General features: G+C 62.9%; 13 protein-coding genes. 7 read left to right on the top strand and 6 right to left on the bottom strand.

The window, feature by feature from the left end; translation table 11 throughout:
• Positions 1-20 precede the first annotated feature (20 nt).
• From B5F12_RS08480 to B5F12_RS08455, 6 genes are all read right to left on the bottom strand, one after another.
• Positions 21-3,554: a choice-of-anchor I family protein gene (locus B5F12_RS08480; RefSeq protein WP_087233202.1), complete on the bottom strand. Its 3,534-nt coding sequence runs from the start codon at positions 3,552-3,554 to the stop codon at positions 21-23.
• Between the two features lie 152 nt (positions 3,555-3,706).
• Positions 3,707-6,331 carry a DNA mismatch repair protein MutS gene (mutS, locus tag B5F12_RS08475; RefSeq protein WP_087233199.1) on the bottom strand — a complete coding sequence of 875 codons (2,625 nt, stop codon included), beginning with the start codon at positions 6,329-6,331 and terminating at the stop codon, positions 3,707-3,709.
• A gap of 847 nt (positions 6,332-7,178) precedes the next feature.
• The gene (mreC, locus tag B5F12_RS08470; protein ID WP_087233196.1) at positions 7,179-8,009 is read right to left on the bottom strand and encodes a rod shape-determining protein MreC; all 831 of its coding nucleotides are present in this window, start codon (positions 8,007-8,009) and stop codon (positions 7,179-7,181) included.
• Between the two features lie 14 nt (positions 8,010-8,023).
• Entirely contained in the window at positions 8,024-8,611 is a 588-nt protein-coding gene (locus B5F12_RS08465) for a Maf family protein (RefSeq protein WP_087233193.1), read from the bottom strand.
• A gap of 22 nt (positions 8,612-8,633) precedes the next feature.
• Positions 8,634-10,712, bottom strand: a complete 2,079-nt coding sequence (locus B5F12_RS08460; protein WP_087233190.1) for a U32 family peptidase — start codon at positions 10,710-10,712, stop codon at positions 8,634-8,636.
• A gap of 190 nt (positions 10,713-10,902) precedes the next feature.
• Positions 10,903-11,217, bottom strand: coding sequence for a cell division protein ZapA (locus B5F12_RS08455; RefSeq protein WP_087233186.1), 315 nt, complete (start codon positions 11,215-11,217; stop codon positions 10,903-10,905).
• 230 nt (positions 11,218-11,447) lie between these two features.
• Between B5F12_RS08455 and B5F12_RS08450 the strand changes: the two genes are divergently transcribed.
• The 7 genes from B5F12_RS08450 (at position 11,448) to B5F12_RS08420 (ending at position 17,366) form a co-directional block, all read left to right on the top strand.
• Positions 11,448-11,930 (top strand): sigma-70 family RNA polymerase sigma factor, encoded by a 483-nt coding sequence (locus B5F12_RS08450; RefSeq protein WP_158096785.1) that lies wholly within the window; start codon positions 11,448-11,450, stop codon positions 11,928-11,930.
• A gap of 54 nt (positions 11,931-11,984) precedes the next feature.
• Complete coding sequence (locus B5F12_RS08445) at positions 11,985-12,713, top strand: DUF4367 domain-containing protein (RefSeq protein ID WP_087233180.1); 729 nt, start codon at positions 11,985-11,987, stop codon at positions 12,711-12,713.
• Positions 12,714-12,746: 33 nt separating this feature from the next.
• Entirely contained in the window at positions 12,747-13,193 is a 447-nt protein-coding gene (locus B5F12_RS08440; RefSeq protein WP_087233178.1) for a hypothetical protein, read from the top strand.
• Between the two features lie 38 nt (positions 13,194-13,231).
• Positions 13,232-13,789: a hypothetical protein gene (locus tag B5F12_RS08435; protein ID WP_087233174.1), complete on the top strand. Its 558-nt coding sequence runs from the start codon at positions 13,232-13,234 to the stop codon at positions 13,787-13,789.
• Positions 13,790-13,935: 146 nt separating this feature from the next.
• Entirely contained in the window at positions 13,936-14,370 is a 435-nt protein-coding gene (dtd, locus tag B5F12_RS08430; protein WP_087233171.1) for a D-aminoacyl-tRNA deacylase, read from the top strand.
• A 12-nt stretch (positions 14,371-14,382) separates the two neighbouring features.
• Entirely contained in the window at positions 14,383-16,431 is a 2,049-nt protein-coding gene (gene mutL / locus B5F12_RS08425) for a DNA mismatch repair endonuclease MutL (protein WP_087233168.1), read from the top strand.
• Positions 16,432-16,448: 17 nt separating this feature from the next.
• Complete coding sequence (locus B5F12_RS08420; protein WP_087233165.1) at positions 16,449-17,366, top strand: nucleoside kinase; 918 nt, start codon at positions 16,449-16,451, stop codon at positions 17,364-17,366.
• Positions 17,367-17,408: the final 42 nt, after the last annotated feature.

The raw sequence follows: 17,408 nt of genomic DNA, 5'->3' as shown, positions 1-17,408 counted from the left end.
TTTCTTGTTTTATCAGGGGCTTAGCTGCGCCGACGACGCACCGTCACCACAGCCGCCAGCCCGGCGGCGGACAGAACCAGAACACCCAGCACCAGGCTCAGCTGGGCGGTGTCCCCGGTCTGGGGCACGTCGGTCTCCGGCTTCTGGGTGGCCTCGGGATTGGTGGAGGTCTCGGGGGCGGGGGTGGCGGTCACCTCAGGAGAGGGAGTGACCTCCGGGGAGGGGGTGGGCTGCTCCGTCTCCTGCTGGGTCAGCTCGTACACCGCCACGGTGCCGGACACCTCACAGGCGGCCAGCAGCATGGGCTGCCCCGTGGGGCTCTGCTGGGCGGTGAGGAAGGCCAGGCCCTCGGGGGCCACGTCGCCGCCAGTGACCCACTTGTCCAGCTCTCCGTCTTCGTACACCTCAGAGCCGGGGACGATGGAGCCGAAGTCCCGGGAATTGATGTAGTTGACGTAGGTCACGGCGCTGGGGTCGGTGACGTCGTACACCATCACGCCGCCGGTGCGCTCCAGAGCCACAAAGGCGTAGGTCTTGCCGTCCACCACGCCCACGGTGACGCTCTCGGCCTCGGGGCCCTTCTTGCCGGATCGGTCGTCCAGGGCGGCGTTGTCGTTGGAGGTGTTGAAGGAGTCGGGGAAGTAGCGGGCGGTGAGGGACTCAAAGTCGTCCCCGCTGGTGAACACCTCCTGAATGCCGTTCTCGGTCACGGCGTAGAGGGTGAAGGAGCGGCCACCAAACAGGTAGTCTTTGGAGGAATCCAGGCCGTCATAGCCCTTGGCGCTCTCGGTTTTGCTCTCCTCGCCGAAGTACACCACTTTGCCGCTGATCTCACCCTCGGCGATGTTGCCAGCGGGGGAGGCGGCGCCCTTCTTGGCCTCGTTTTCGTTGAGGTAGTCCCCCCACTCCCGGCTGTCGCCCTCGTTGGCGCACACCAGGTAGGTGACCCCGTCCACCTCATAGGCAGCGATGCCGTCGGGCATGCGGATGCCCAGCACATTCTCGTAGGTCTGGGGGTTGTAGGCCTCGTCCCCCTTGTCCAGGTCCACGGGGGTGACGGAGTAGTCCTCAAAGCCGCAGGAGTAGATGCCGGTGAAGGTGCGGGAGGTGAGGTCCAGCACGGCGATGGCGTTGGCCTCCTGCAAGGTCACATAGGCCTTGCCGCCGGACACGGCGATGTACTCCGGCTCCAGGTCGGTGGAGGGGTTGGAGCCCTGCTTCAAGATGATGTGGTTGGCGGTGAGCTGGGAGCGCTGGGCATCGAAGGTGTCGAAGGTCACCACCTGGGCGGTGCCGGTGGCCACGTCCACCACGGACACAGAGCCCTTGGGGTCGATGACGTCGGCGGAGTAGCCCATGCGGGGCTCGCCCTCGTCGGCGGAGAGGACGGTGTGGTCATCGGCGAAGGTGACCATGTCGGGCTGCACGCCCACTTCCACCAGCTGGTCCAGGGTCAGGGAGCCGTCGGAGTTGCAGGTAAACAGGGCCACCCGGCCAGCGTCGGCATATCCAGCGGCCTGGAGGGCGGCGGCCAGGGTGGAGCCGTCGGGGGAGACGGCCACCGAGGTCATGTCCCCATAGGCAAAGGTGGGGTCGTTCTCCTCCACCATGGCCTTGATGTCCATGTCGTTGCCGTCCAGCAGGTCCACGGTGTCCTTCTCTTCCAGGGTTTTCAGGGGAATGGCGGTGAGCAGGCCGGACTGGCCGTTGACGGCGTAGGCCCAGCCGGTGGCGGCGTTGTAGGAGACAATCTCCATGACGCCTCCGTCCACGTTGAACTCCCCGGAGGTATATCCGGCGATCTTGGTCACGTCCAGCTGGGCGTCGCCGTTCTCCTCGCCCTGGGTCTGTGCGCCGCCGTCGGTGTTCTTGGTGACGGTGAAGTGGTCGATGGGGGTGGAGTCGGGGGTCTCGCTGTCCCCGCTGAGGTTGTACACGTTCACGGTGATGGTGTTCCCCTCCACGTCAAACAGGGCGTAGCTGGGGCTGTAGTCCTGGTTCCACTCCTGGTTGCCCAGGGGCAGGTTGCCCGCCAGGTAGGCCTGAGAGCCGGTCTCGCCGTTGGCCAGCACCGGGTAGTCCACATTGTTGGCCTTGTCCACGGACTGGAAGGGGGTATAGTACTGCATGTCGGAGGCGCAGTTTCCGGTGAGGTAAATGGTGCCGTCGGGGTCATAGAAGGTGTCCAGGGCCTCGGCGTTGCGCTGTCCGCCCTTGAGGACATAGCTGCGGGAGTACACGTGGTCGTGGCCGCCCAGGACGAAGTCCACGTCGAAGTCGTCCATCAGGGTCTCAAACCCGGCGTCCACGTAGTTCTCAATGTCCGAGTCGGCGGCATGCTTGGCCACGGTCTGGGTGGACTTGTGGTGGGTGACGATGAGCCAGTCATACTGGCCGGCGTACTCCTGGGTGGCGCTGGTGAGGGTGCGGCGGAAGTTCTCCACCATGGCCTCGGCCTCGGAGTTGTCACGGGTGGCACTGGGCACGCTGGCGTTGTCCCCGTTTTCCCCCTCCAGGTCGTCGTTGCCGCCGGGGTAGGCCCCGGTGTTCAGGGTGACAAAGAGCACGTTGTTGTAGAGATAGTAGTAGTTGCCTTTTGTCTCCATCTCCCGGCGCTCGGTGAAGTCGTACTGGCCGTCGGCGTTGGGGGTGACACCGTTGCTGCTACTGTGGTTGGCAATCTCATCGGCGGTGGCCTGGATGTAGTTGCCGTGGCTCTGGCTGGTGCCGCTGTTCTGGCCCCGGAAGGTGGTCTTCACCTGCTCCAGCAGGGTGCCGGTGCCGGAAAGACCGTCCTGGGCCACTTCCATCTGGTTGGGGAGGTTGAAGTGGTCGGCGAACATGTAGTGGCGGTCGTGGTTGCCAACGGCGGGGGCGTAGGCGATGGAGGTCATCTCCTCAGGGGCAAAGAAGGCCTCGTACTCGCTGGATTTGCCCCAGCTCTGGTCCTCCACCTGGTCACCGGCGGACACCATCAGGGTGGCCCCAGCCTGGCCCACCACCTCCATCATCTTGGCCCATCCGGTCTGGTTGGAGCCGTCGGCGGAGTTCCAGCCGTCGTCGTTGTGGGACTGGTCCTCTTTGATCTGGGGGTCACTGGTGAAGGCGAAGGTGAAGTTGTCCGCCTGGGGGGTGGTGTAGGTATAGACTTGGGACCAGGTCTGGCCCCCGTCGTTGGAAATGCGGTATTCGTAGCTGGTGCCGGGCACCAGGCCGGACACGGTGGCCTTGCACACCATTTTGCCCGTGTCGGTGTACTTGCTCTCGTCCACCTTGGTGGGGGTGGTGAGCTCGGACACGGTGGCCTCTACCACCCGGCCATCCCCCAGAGCGATCTGGGCGGTTTGGGTGCCGTCGGGAGCGTACCAGTTGAGGTTGATGGATGCAGTGGTCTGGCCGGGCTGAAGGGTCAGGCTGTCCACGTCAAAGCCTGCGGTGGAGCCCCACAGGGCGGTGTTGGGGGTCTCCTGGGCGGCCAGGGCCAGGGGGTACATCCCCGTGAGCAGCGCGGCGCTGAGTGCCACGCTGGCCAGCTTTGTGTACCGCTTTTTCATATGTGTTGTTTCCTCCTTAATGATTCCAATTCTCGCAGATGGCATTATAAGGGAAGCCTGCAAATGGTGCTATCGGACAAAGGTATGAATCATGTAAAGAGATTGTCAAAAAAGAGGCCATGCAGACGATTCTGCATGGCCTCTTGGGAATGTTAGGACAATTTTTGCTTCAATTGATAGAGCAGGTTCAGCGCCTCAATGGGGGTGAGGGTGTCCACGGCGGTGTTCCGCAGGGTGTCCAGCACCTCGCCGCCCGCCAAATCTCCCAGGGTCATCTGCTCTTGGGCCGGGGCGGACACGGTGCCCACCGGGGCCACCGCCCCCTGGCTCTCCAGCTGGGCCAGAATCTCCCGGGCCCGGGCAATGACGGGATTGGGCACCCCCGCCAGCTTGGCCACCTCGATGCCGTAGCTCTGGTCGGCCCCGCCGGGGATGATTTTACGCAGGAAGACAATGTCGTCCTTCCGCTTTTTCACCGCGATGTGGAAGTTGTGTACCCCCTCCAGCTCCTGCTCCACGGCGGTGAGCTCGTGGTAGTGGGTGGCAAACAGGGTCTTGGCTCCCAGCTTCTTGGCCTCCGCGCAGTATTCCAGCACCGCCCGGGCGATGGACATGCCATCATAGGTGGAGGTGCCCCGGCCGATCTCATCCAGAATGAGCAGGGAGTGGCGGGTGGCGTTTTGGAGCAGCTGGGCCACCTCGCTCATCTCCACCATGAAGGTGGACTGTCCGGCGGCCAGGTCGTCGGAGGCCCCGATGCGGGTGAACACCCGGTCCACCACGCCGATGTGGGCAGAGCGGGCGGGGACATAGCAGCCCATCTGGGCCATGAGCACAATGAGGGCCACCTGGCGCATGTAGGTGGATTTACCCGCCATATTGGGGCCGGTGATGATGGACAGACGGTGTTCGTTTTCGTCCATGTGGGTGTCATTGGGCACGAAGAGGGTGTCTTTCAGGGTGTGCTCCACCACCGGGTGGCGGCCCTCCTGAATGTCGATGACTCCGCTCTCGTCCACCACCGGGCGGCAGTAGTTTCGCTCCACCGCCACCGTGGCAAAGGAGAGGAGCACGTCCAGCTGGGCCACGCTGCCCGCGGCCCGCTGCACCTCCCGCACCCGGGCGGACACCGTGTCCCGCAGCTGGCAGAACAGCTGGTACTCCAGGGCGGTGATGCGGGTCTGGGCGGAGAGAATCTCGTGCTCCAGGTCCTTGAGCTCGGGGGTAATGAACCGCTCGCAGTTGACCAGGGTCTGCTTGCGGATGTAGTCCTCGGGCACCAGGTCGTAGTTGGACTTGGACACCTCGATGTAGTAGCCGAACACCTTATTGTACCGGACCTTCAGGCTCTTGATGCCGGTGCGCTCCTTCTCCCGGCTCTCCAGAGCAATCACCATATCCGCCCCGTTGGTGAGGATGTCCCGCAGGTGGTCCACCTGCTCGTCGTAGCCGGGGCGGATGAAGTCGCCCTCTCGGATGGTAAAGGGGAGGCGGTGGTCGTCGTCCTCGTCCCGGATGGCCCCATCAATGGCCTGTTGCAGGTCCTCCAGGCCCAGCATGCCGTCCTTGATGCCCTCCATGGCCCGGCCCGTCAGAGCCTCCAGCTGGGCGGCCAAGGCGGGGAGCATCCCCAGGCCCTGGGCCAGGGCCTTCATGTCCCGGGCGTTGGCAGAGCCGTAGCCCACCTTGCCGATGAGCCGCTCCAGGTCGGGCACCTGGCGCAGGGCGTGGCTCAGCTCTTCCCGGGCCACCAGGTTGTCCACCAGGGCGGCCACCCCGTCCTGACGGCGGGTGATGGCCAGGGGGGAGCGCAGGGGCCGCTCCAGCCAGGCGCGAATCATCCGGTGGCCCATGGGGGTGCGGGTGCGGTCCAGCACCCAGAGAAGGGAGCCCTTCTTGTCCTTGCTGCGCATGGTCTCGGTGAGCTCCAGGTTGCGCCGGGCAGTGAGGTCCAGCTCCATGTACAGCCGCTGGTCGGGCTGCTCCACCACCAGGGGGCCCAGGTGGGTGAGGTCGGTCTTCTGGGTCTGGGTCAGGTACCCGGCCAGAGCGCCGGCGGCCTGATAACAGGCCAGGTCTTGCTCCGGCAGCGGGGCTCCCGTCTCCCACAGCCCGCACACCTCCAGGGCGGACCCGGCGGCCTGGGGGGCAAACTGCTCTTCCGTTCCTGTCTGGCACAGGCAGTCCAGCCGCTGGCGCAAGAATTCCACCAGTTCCCGCTGTGCGGCGGCCTGGGGGGAGAGAATGGCCTCGCTGGGGGGACAGGCGGAGAGCTGGTTGCACAGGTGGGGTAGCCAGTCGGTGCCGGAGAAGGGGGTGGTGTGGAACTGTCCGGTGGACACGTCGCACACCGCCATACCTGCCCGGTCCCCGTCCAGGTACACGCAGCAGATGTAGTTGTTGTTGTTCTCGTCCAGCATCACGTCGTCCATGGCGGTGCCGGGGGTGACGATGCGCACGATGTCCCGTTCCACCAGGCCCTTGGCGGTGGCGGGGTCCTCCATCTGCTCGCAGATGGCCACCTTATAGCCCCGCTTGATAAGTCGGGCGATGTAGTTCTGGGCGGAGTGGTAGGGCACCCCGCACATGGGGGTGCGCTCCTCCTCCGGCTTGTTGCGGTCCCGGGTGGTGAGGGTGAGGCCCAGCTCCTGGGCGCCGATCTTGGCGTCGTCCTGGAACATCTCGTAAAAGTCCCCCAACCGGAAGAAAAGCAGGCAATCGGGATTGTCCTGCTTCATTTTGATATATTGTTTCATCATGGGGGTGAGTTCCGCCATGGAGTGCACGACCTTTCTATTTGTTGTTGCGGGGCAATCAGCCAGGTATCTTGATACGTTCCCCGTCTCAGGCTTGCCAGCCTGGTGGGGACGCTCCCCGCTGGGGGTTCCTTTCTGCTGCCAGAAAGGAACCAAAGACCACCAAAGGCGGGGCCTTCCCCCGCCTTGTGGAATCCACCCCGCGGTACGGGGTGGCGTGTCAATGCAGTTCTGGAAGGGCTGGACACAAAAAGACCTTGAAAATTGCCGCATTTCTTGGATTGATGGGCGTAGGGGAGGGGCTTGCCCCTCCCGAATTTCCCAGGGCAATGCCAGGGTAGCCACGGGCCGGGCAAGCCACGGCCCCTACCACAGCGCAACAGGATAGTGCGGCAGAAACTTTCGGCGGCGGGAACGCTGCTTTTCCAAGGTAGGCCCGGGTATGGAAACCGCCCAGCTGTAGGGCCAGCTACCCAGGGTGGCCTGGTGTGGTGGCACAAATAGGGGCCACGGCAAGGGTCACGGGCCGAACAACAGCTTGACGCAGGTCCAGCCTCGTACCCAAAGGGAGGTCCTTAGGGGGGAACGCCCTAAGCGGGTTTTGGTAGGAACGTCCGATTCCCTAAGCGAGAGAGAATTGTGAGACATTTTGCGTCAGAAAGAGACGCAGCTTCGCAGAAATACTTGGTGTATTTCCAGAAGATGCAACGAATTTATGGCGTAAAAGGGCCACAAGACTCCGATGCTGTAGGGAATCGGAGGTTCCTTATTTTGGCCACTCAAAATGGACCCCAGCGGAGCGTCCCTGCCGGGGGCGCAAATTTGCGTCTGAGAAATATGAGAAGAGGAAAGCCCCTAGAGGGGAGACTTACCCCTCGAAATTGGTGATTACATATACATATCGGATGTTTTCCACATCCGCACTGGGACTCAGCACCGCCGAACGGCTGATGCCGTCGGCCTCGGTCTCGATGCTCTCCACCTGGCCCACCAGCAGGCCGCCGGGGTACTTGCCCCCCAGCCCCGAGGTGGTCACCTGGTCGCCGCTGATGAGCTGGGCGTCCTGGGGGATATAGGTCATGCGCAGCTTGCCCTCGCCCATGAGAGTAAAATCCCCCTGGGCCATGGCACTGTCGTCGGTGCGGGCCACTCGCACCCCCAGCTCCATGCCGGGGTCCAGCAGGGTGTCCACCAGAGCCCAGTTGGTGCCCACTTCCTTCACCACACCCACCAGATTGCCGTATTGGTCAATGACGCAGTCACCCGCCTCCACCTCCTGGCCGCTGCCCACGCTGATGGTGATCTGGTTGGCCCAGTTGGTGGTGGAACGCTGGATGACGGTGGCGGAGGCGTAGGTCCAGTCCGGGTGCTCCTGGGCCACTCCCAGCAGGGATTGCAGCCGCTCATTTTCCCGCAGGGCGTCCTGCCCCTCTCGCACCTGCTCCTCCAGGTCTGCCAGCTGCTCCTTCAGCTTCTCATTTTCCTCCAGCAGCTGGTCATACCCGGTGAGGCGGTCGTGCTGCCCCTGGAACCAGTTGGAGATGCCGGAGGTCAGCGACCCCACCGGGCGAGTGATAACCTGGAGGGCGTTGGTGATGGGGTTGGCCCCGGTGATGGCGGAGAGAATGGCCAGCAGGGCGGCCAGCAGCACCGCCGCCACCACCAAAAGCCCTCCGTTGTTCCGGAAAAATCCCTTCATAGTATCTCCTGTCCTCAGTGGTCGGCCATCTGGAACAGGTCCAGACCGAAGCCCGCCAGAATCCGGCTCAGCCGGAAGATGGGCAGGCCCACCACGTTGAAATAGTCTCCTTCAATGCCGGACACCAGCATGGCGCCCAGGCCCTGGATGCCGTAGGCCCCAGCCTTGTCCATGGGCTCGCCGGTGGCGATGTAGTGGGAAATCTCCTCCGGCTCCAGCTCCCGGAAGGTGACGGTGGTGCACTCGTGCTGGGTCACCACCTGGTCCCCCTGGATGACGGTGAGTCCGGTGTAGACGTAGTGGCGGTTGCCGCTGAGGGCAGAGAGCATGGCAAAGGCATCCCGCTGGTCGGCGGGCTTGCCCAGCACCGCACCCTCCAGGGCCACCACCGTGTCGGCGGCAATGATGAGGTCATCGGGGTCGGCGTGCCCGGCCACCGCCAGGGCCTTGCGCCGGGACAGCTCCTCCACCACCTGGGCGGGGGGCATGTGCTCCTCCACCGTCTCGTCCACCTCCGGGGAGGTGATTTTAAAGCCCCGCAGCCCCATCTGGCCCAGCAGCTCTTTCCGCCGGGGGGACTGGGATGCCAAAATAATGTCCATCTTAAATGGTTCCTCCTAACAATTATTCCACATCTCTGTAGTAGAGACCACGGGTGTAGGACGCGGGGGCAGCATCCCCCACGCCCTGGTAACGCCGCACCATGTCTACCACGGTGCGGGCATCCTCGGTGGTAAACAGCAGCTGCAGCCCGGACACCCCGGCCCGGAGGTAGTCCCCGGACTTGTCCGCCAAAAAGAGGGTGTCGGCGTTGAAAATCTCGTTGCGGCAGCCCCAGGCCTTGAGGACCGGGAAGCCCACCCCACGGCGGTCGGTGAGGGTGTTGCCGTTGCCGCAGCAGCATTGGCCCGCTCCCGCCTTCATGGCGCAGTTCTCGGTAATCATCAGGGGCAGGCGGCCATAGGCGATGAGCTCCACGGGCAGGGTCTTGGACAGGTCCCGAATCTGGGCCAGCTTCAGCTCAAAGGATGCGGTGAGGGAGGCAAGGCCCAGACAGCGGTATTCCTCCACGCTGTGGCTGTTGAACACCTGGAGGCCGTAGTCTCCGTGGAGGGTGAAGCCCAGGTTTTGGGCCACGTCCAGCAGGCCCAGGTTGCCCACCAGGGCGTGGGAAATACCCCGCTCTTTGCACACGGTGAGCTGCTGGTTTAGGGTATCCAGCTCTCCGTCCCAGCAGATGCGGGGGAGCACCACCGCGGCCTGGATGCCGTGGGCGAGGATATCCGCCACCACCTGGGGGTGGCTGGCCGCTTCGTCGACAGGCAGGGCAATGCGGGCGGGCTGGGCCTCCAGCAATTCCTGTGAGCACTGCTGGGCGCTGTGGAGGGTGACATAGAGGGCGGGAACCTGGGTGGAATTTGCCACCTTGGGCAACGGCTCATAGGGAAAGTGCCGCCGTTGGGGCAGAGCGGTCCGCTGGGCGGAGAGCTGCTCCACGGCCTCCCGGCGCAGGGCGTTGAGGGCGGAGCGGGGCAGGGACAGACCTGCTTCCACCTCCACCTGGTACTGATCAATGCGGTACGGGGTGCCTCCGGTCTTGGACAGCTGGGCCGCCACATCCTCTGCCTCCAGGGCACGGGTGCGGGCGGCCTCCGGGGCGGGCCCGGTGACGGTGACGGTGTGGCCGTCCTGGTCGGTGAGAGTGAGGGAGGCGGGGGCGTCCGCCTGAATGGAGGCGGCCAGGGTCACGGGAATGAGCTGGGTGGGCTTATCATACCCCGCCCGGGCGGCGGCAAACAGCTCTTTGGGTTCCGGCTGCTGCTCCCGCACGCCAAACATGTGGGCGCCCTTGTCCCCCATAAAGTACCCGTCGGTGAAGCCCTGGCGGGAGAAGGCGGCGGTGAGCTGGGCCACCTCTTCCGCGGTGGGCTCCCGGCCCTCCCGCAGGGCGTCGGCGTACACCTTGGTGACCACCCACACGTACTCTGGCCGCTTCATTCGGCCCTCGATTTTGGCGCAGGCCACCCCCATGTCCTGGAGCTGGTTTAGGTGTCCGGCCAGGGACATGTCCTTGAGGGACAGGGGATAGCGGTCGGCTTTACCCTTCCAGCCGTAGCTGAGGCGGCAGGGCTGGGCGCACAGGCCACGGTTGCCGCTGCGGCCACCCAGCACCGAGGAGAAGAAGCATTGGCCCGAATAGCACATGCACAGCGCTCCGTGGACAAAGGTCTCAATCTCAATGGGGGAGTGGGCGCAGATGTAGGAGATCTCCTTGGCGGACAGCTCCCGGGACAGCACCGCCCGGGTGAGCCCCAAATCCGCACAGCGTTTCACGCCGTCCAGGTTGTGAATGGTCATCTGGGTGGAGGCGTGGAGGTGCACGTCGGGGGCCACCTTCCGCACCACCTGCAAAAGGCCCATGTCCTGGACCAGAATGGCGTCCACGCCCAGACTCGAGGCCTCCACCGCCACCTGGGCGGCCTGGGCCACTTCCCGGTCCGAGGCCAGGGTGTTGAGGGTGAGGTACACCTTCACCCCGTAGAGGTGGCACAGATGGATGGCCTCCTCCAGCTCCTCCCGGTTGAAGTTCCGGGCGTTGCGGCGGGCGTTGAAGGGGCCGTAGCCCAGATACACGGCATCCGCCCCGGCGTAGACCGCCGCACGGACGGCCTCGGGACTGCCGGCAGGGGATAATATCTCCATAGTATTCCTCCGTATTAGGGGCTTTCTGAAAAGTCGAAATCATTGACTTTCCCAACAATCAACGCCAGCTACTACGTTAAAAATGCTCGGAATCCATCCAGGATTCCTGTGCTTTTTGCCTTGTATCTGTCTGTTGCTTGTGGGAAATTCGGCGATTTCTTGATTTTCAGATACGCCCAGGGGCTTTCCCTTACTTCTTGACGTTCTTATCCGGGCGGGGATGCTTGGCCTGGTGCAGCTCCAGCTTCAGCTGGGCGTTCTCCTCCAGCAGGTCCTTGATCTGCTGGCGCAGGTTGGCGCTGGACACCTTGTCCTTGGCATACTGGTCGGCGATGTTCAGGCAGGTGAGCAGGGCGCAGTTCAGCTGGCTGATTTCCGTGCCCTCCTGGGTCTGGCGCATCTGCTCATTGACGAAGTCCGCCACGCGGCGTACGTAGTCCTCTCCCTCTTCCGCCAAAAGCGTATAGTTGTGTCCGGCTACGGTGACAGTGACACGATTTTGCATGGAAATTCCTCCTCGATTTTATCATTTCCAAGTACACAGCAGAATGCCTGCTGATATTTTTACAGCATAGCATTATATCACAACCATGGAAAAAAAGGAATGAAAAAACTCCCAGATGTCCAGAGTTTTTCCCATTTTTTCTTGTGAGTTGGGCGACGGGAAAGGAGGCCTTGCGGGCTGGGAGATTTTGCGGTATGGTAGCATTAAGAAGAGGGAAAAGGGGGGAGACCATGGGCCGAGAGGAATTTCTAGAGCAGCTGTACCGGAGCATGTATGCCCCCCTGCTGCGCTACGCCCAATATGCCCTGGAGGGGGACGCCCTGCTGGCGGAGGAGGCGGTGCAGGAGGCCTTTGCCACCGCCTGGCGCAGAATCGATGTGCTCATGGGCAGCCCCAACCCCCAGGGCTGGATGATGGAGACTCTGAAACACGTCATCCAGGCCACCCGCAGGAGCCGGGACCGGGCAAGGTGGGCGGCCCAGGCGGCGGAGGAAGCCGGAGAGGTGGCGGCCACTGACGAGGAGAATTTGGACACCATCTACGGGGATTTGGTGGGCCAAGGGGCGTATGAGCTGATGAAAGAGTACGCCTTGGAGCACCAGAGTGTGGACGAGCTGGCCAGGGCCAGAGGGCTTTCCCGGGAAGCCTGCAAAAAGCAGTTGCAGCGGGCCAGAAAAAAGCTGAAAAAATATTTTGAACAACAGCAGGAATAGGTGTCCCCCAAACAAGGAAATTTGACATATACCAAGTGAAAGGAGGAGCCAGGTATGCGAAAGTCCCGGGACGAGCTGGCCCGGATGGGCAGCGAAGAACTCAAAGAAATTCTGCGCCTGGATTCCCAAGGGGTGGAGGAATACCCCACCGAGGATATTTTGTACATGCTGGAGCTGATTGTCCACCGGGAGAAGACGCCGGAGGAGATTCAAGCGGAGACGGCGGCGGCCTGGAGCCGCTTTCAGCGGGACTATCTCCACCGAGAGGAAGAGACTCAAGCCCCCGTACACACCCAAACAATACGGCGGTGGAAGCGGCTGCCCCGTGGCCTGGGGGCCACCGCTGCGGCGCTGGTTTTGGCGTTTGTGGGCATGCTCACCGCCCGGGCCGCCGGATGGGTGGGGGACGATCCCTTACAGGGCGTTCTGGACACCTACGGCGTCACCCAGGTGAAAGCCCCCACCTGGCTGCCCCGGGGGTGCCAGAGCCAGACCACGGAGCGGATTTATACCCTGGATCAGGTGTACTATCAGCTGAATACCACCTATGAATACCAGGGAAACACCATGGTTTTGGAGATTTCCAATGCAGATATCTCCCAAGCGGCCCTGGAAACCGCGGAAGGAACCGTGGAGCGCACCGAGGTATACGGACAGACCGTGTACATCCTGGAACATTCGGATGGTGTGACCGTGACGTGGCACAGCGGGCAGGTGGCCTGCTGCCTGGAAGGCCCCGAACAGGAGGTTTTAGTGAGAATGGCGGAATCCATGTTGGCGTAAGGTTTCCACATGGAAGAGAAGGGACGTGAGACCATGAAAAAGAGAATGGCTGCCATCAAACAGGTACTGATGAAGGAGGTCCCCGTCTGTCGCCTGGCCTTTTGGGGACTTGTGGTGGCGTTTTGTGTCTCCTGCTGCATCAACCTGGTCCAGCTGGACCGGTGGAATGCCAGCCGGGAGCTGAGCTTGGCGGGCTCTTATTCCACCAATGCCTATTGGCGTTCGTATATTGTGTTTGACAAAAATGGGAATTACTGCAAATACAACCAGCAGGACGGCCTGCTGGAGGAGGGCACCTATGAGGCGTCCGGGGGGAATCAGTACCATTTGGAGGGAAATGCAGGGGAAAGCGGAGACATTCTCCTGGTGAAAGATGGGGTATATTACACCTCTGAGGATGGTTCTCTCACCTATGCCTCCAAATTTTCCGATATTCCTACCTTTGTGGGCAATTGGACCCTGGAGTGGGAAGGCTGGTAAGAACGGACTAGGACACATGATTGTGGAGGTGAAGGAGTATGAAGAGCGAGAACAAATCCATGCGTGGGTATGTGGCAGTCCTTGTGGTCTTTGTAGTGGTGGTAGTGGGTATCTTCGGCTACCGTGGCTACATCCACTACCGGGAGACCCACCCCGTTTGGCCCAGTGGTGAGCTGGGCGATCTCTGGGAGGAACTGGGAGAGACCCTGCCCCGGGACGCCACCATGGAGCAGCTGGAGGAGCGGGGGTATCGGGACGTCACCCAAATCCAGCCCGAAGAGCTCCAGGAGGTTTCGGAGTTTCTGGACCCCACCAAAGAGACGGGGAAACGGCTTCTCATTCTGTCCAAGGACACCGAGGAGGAGGGTCCGGTGCTGCTGGTGTTGCAGCGCAGCCTCAGAGAGAACCTGGTGGCCCTGGACACCTATGTGGTGCAGGACCAAGGTGTACTCAACCCGGGCACGAAATACGAGATGAAGAGTGAGACGGTGGAGGAGGACGGCGTGACCCAGGTGTGGCTGCGCTGGCATCGTATCTGGTCTGACGAGCCGGAACAAGAGGACTACCTGCTCTACAGCTACCGCTCTGCCCAATGAGATCGTGAATTCCAAACGGGGTTGCTGCATCTTCGGGATGCGGCAGCCCCGTTTGCCTGCATCTCCCACCCGGGGAGAGCATAGCATTTCTCGGGGCATTGTGGTATACTCAAACCAAATACCCATACCACAAGGAGGAAACCCACATGAAAGCAGTGGTGACCAGAGTCAAAAACGCCCGGGTGGAAATCGACGGGGCGGTAAACGGAGCCATTGACCAGGGGCTGTTGGTGCTGTTGGGCGTCGGCCCCGACGACACCCAGGCCACGGCGGACAAAATGGCGGATAAAGTGTGCGGCCTGCGGATTTTCGAGGACGAGGCCGGGAAAATGAACCGAAATTTGGAGACGGTGGGGGGCTCGCTGCTGGTGGTCAGCCAGTTCACCCTCTACGCCGACACCTCCTCCCGCCGCCCCGGCTTCTCCGGGGCCGCTAAGCCCGACCTGGCCATCCCCCTCTATGAGCGGTTCATGGACCAGTGCCGGGAGCGGGGCTTCACCGTGGAGCACGGGGAATTTGGGGCGGACATGCAGGTGTTCTCCCAAAATGACGGCCCGGTCACCATCCTGCTGGAGCTGTAAGGAGGGGAGCGTATGCCCACCATTCGACAACTTGACCCCCATGTGGCGGACCTCATCGCCGCCGGTGAGGTGGTGGAGCGGCCCGCCTCGGTGGTGAAAGAGCTGATGGAAAACGCCATTGACGCCGGAGCGGGCGCCGTCACCGTGGAGATCGCCCACGGGGGCATGGCCCTCATCCGCGTCACCGACGATGGCTGCGGCATCGCCCCCGACCAGTGCCAGACCGCCTTTCTCCGCCATGCCACCTCCAAGATCTCCTCGGAGTATGACCTGGAGGCCATCGGCACCCTGGGCTTCCGAGGGGAAGCTCTGGCCGCCATTGCGGCGGTGTCCCGGGTGGAACTGCTCACCAACCAGGGCCAGGGGCTGGGCACCGCCTTGTCTCTGGAAGGGGGACAGCTGGTGGAACAGGAGGAGGCGGGATGCCCCAAGGGTACCACCATGCTGGTGCGGGATTTGTTTTTTAACACCCCTGCCCGGCTGAAATTCATGAAGAAAGACTCCGCCGAGGGTGCGGCGGTGTTCGCTGTGGTGCAGCGGCTGGCCCTGTCCCACCCGGAGCTGTCGGTGAAGTTCATCCGGGACGGCAAGCAGGAACTGCTCACCCCCGGAGACGGACAGCTGAAAAGTGCCATTTACGCCGTGCTGGGCCGGGATTTGGCCCTGGGCTTTTTGCCGGTGAAGGGGTCCGGGGAGCACATGGAGATCTCCGGCTTTGTCTCCCTGCCCACCTGTTGCCGGGGCAGCCGCAGCTATCAGCACTTTTTCGTCAACGGACGGTACATCAAAAGCCGGGTGATGATGGCGGCCTTGGAGGAGGCCTACCGCAACCAGAAGATGGTGGGCAAGTTCCCGGGCTGTGTGCTCCACCTCACCGTGCGGCCCAACACCGTGGACGTGAACGTCCACCCCACAAAGACAGAGGTGAAGTTCCAAAACGAGCAGCAGGTGTTTTCCACCGTGTACCACGGGGTGCTGGCTGCTTTGAACGGGGACCAGAGCCGCCCCCAGGCGGTGGTGAAGTCGGTGCTGCCCCGCCAGGACACCGTCACCCCCAACCAGACCAGTCTCCACGACATGCTTACCTCCACGGTGGCCCAGCCCAAGACCACCACCACCCCGCCCCCGGCGGCGGTGGTTTCCAAGCCCCAGACCACGCCCAGCCCCTTCCGCCGGGTGACTCCGTTGGACACCCCCACGGTACAGGAGAAAAAAGCGGCCCCGGCTGCTTCCTCCTTTATCTCCCGGCCTGTGGTGCAGCGGACGGTGGTGGAGGAGAAGTCCGTCCAAGCCAGTGTTGCGGTGGAGTCGAAACAGATTCCGCCCACCGTGGTAGAGGAGAAACCCAAGGCGGCGGCCCCTGTGGCAACCGCTCCCGCCCCGGTGGGGGTGAAGAAGCCCACCCCGGCTCCCCAGGTGGAGAAGCCAGTGGAGGCGGAGATTCCCATCCCCGTGGTGGAGCCAGAGCCGGAACCCACCCCCGTGGAGGAACCCCAGGAGCCCTGGGTGGTGCGGGGCGAGCTGTTCCACACCTATATCATGGTGGAGCAGGGGGACAAGGTGGTGCTCATTGACAAGCACGCCGCCCACGAGCGGGTGAACTTCGACCGGCTCAAGGCTCAGGACTACCGGCCCATGGTGCAGGAGCTGCTCATTCCCATCACCATCACCCCCGGACCCCAGGAGCGGCAGGTGCTGCTGGACGGCCAGGAGGTGCTGGAGGGCTTCGGCTTCCAGCTGGAGGAGTTCGGGGCGGGGAGCATCGCCGTGCGGGCGGTGCCCGACTACCTGGAGACTGGGGATGTGGAGCCCACTCTGCTGGAACTGGCCAAAAAGCTGCGCCTCACCGGTTGGGCGGACCCCAGCGCCGCCCGGGATGAGGTGATGCACACCATGGCCTGCAAGGCCGCCATCAAGGGGGGCCAGCGCAACGACCCCCAGGAGCTGGAGCGGGTAGCCCAGAAGGTCATGGCGGGAGAGGTGAAGTACTGTCCCCATGGGCGGCCCGTGGCCATCGAGCTGACCCGAGGAGAGTTGGAGAAGCAATTCAAACGGGCATAGCATAGGAGGAAGAGACCATGGCCTATCAACTGGAGGAAATCAACCGGGCAGTCCGGCAGGATAAGCTGGGATTTATGCAGGCGTGTGACGCGGAATACCAGAAAAAAGTGGAGCAGGCCGCCGATCTGATCTGCAAAAATATGAAGCTGAGCCCCGTGGTGCTCCTCTCCGGCCCCTCCGGGTCGGGGAAGACCACCACCGCCCATAAAATCACCGCCGAGCTGCAGCGGCGGGGGGTGGGCACCCACACCATTTCCATGGACGACTACTTTGTGCGCCGGGACCCCAGCACCGCCCCCCGCACCCCCGAGGGGGAGATCGACTACGAGTCCCCGGAGATGATGGACTTGCAGCTGCTTAGCCAGCACTTCGCCCAGCTCACCCGGGGGGAGGAGATTCTGGTGCCCCACTTCGAGTTTGCCCGCCAGATGCGCAACGACAGCAAGGCCAAGCCGTTGAAGCTGGGCAAGGATGAGGTGGCGATTTTTGAGGGCATTCACGCGCTAAACACCAAACTCACCGCCGGACACCCCAACGCCACCCGGCTGTACATCTCCGCCCGCAGCAATGTGATGGACGGGGAGGTGCTGCGCTTCAAGGGCACCTGGATGCGGCTGACCCGCCGGGCGGTGCGGGACTTCAACTTCCGGGGCACCGACATTGTGGGCACCCTGGATATGTGGGCCAACGTGCGCCGGGGAGAAAAGCTGTACATCTCCCCCTACAAGCACACCGCCCATATGCTCTTCGACTCGTCCCTGCCCTATGAGGTGTCGGTGATGGCCTGCTACGCCCGCCCCCTCATGGCGGCGGTGCCCCAGGAGAACCAGCGCCGCCACGAGCTTTTGGAGCTGGTGCGGGCCTTTGACTGGTTCGAGACCATTGAGCCGGGACTGGTGCCGAAAGATTCGCTGTTGCACGAGTTTATTGGGTGAGTATGAAATGAATAACGAATAATGAATAACTGTGGTGTGCCT

It is taken from the genome of Pseudoflavonifractor sp. An176 (assembly GCF_002160435.1).
GTDB lineage: Bacteria > Bacillota > Clostridia > Oscillospirales > Oscillospiraceae > Enterenecus > Enterenecus faecium.
Note: the sequence above shows the minus strand (reverse complement) of the source record. Positions and strands in the feature narration are given on the sequence as shown.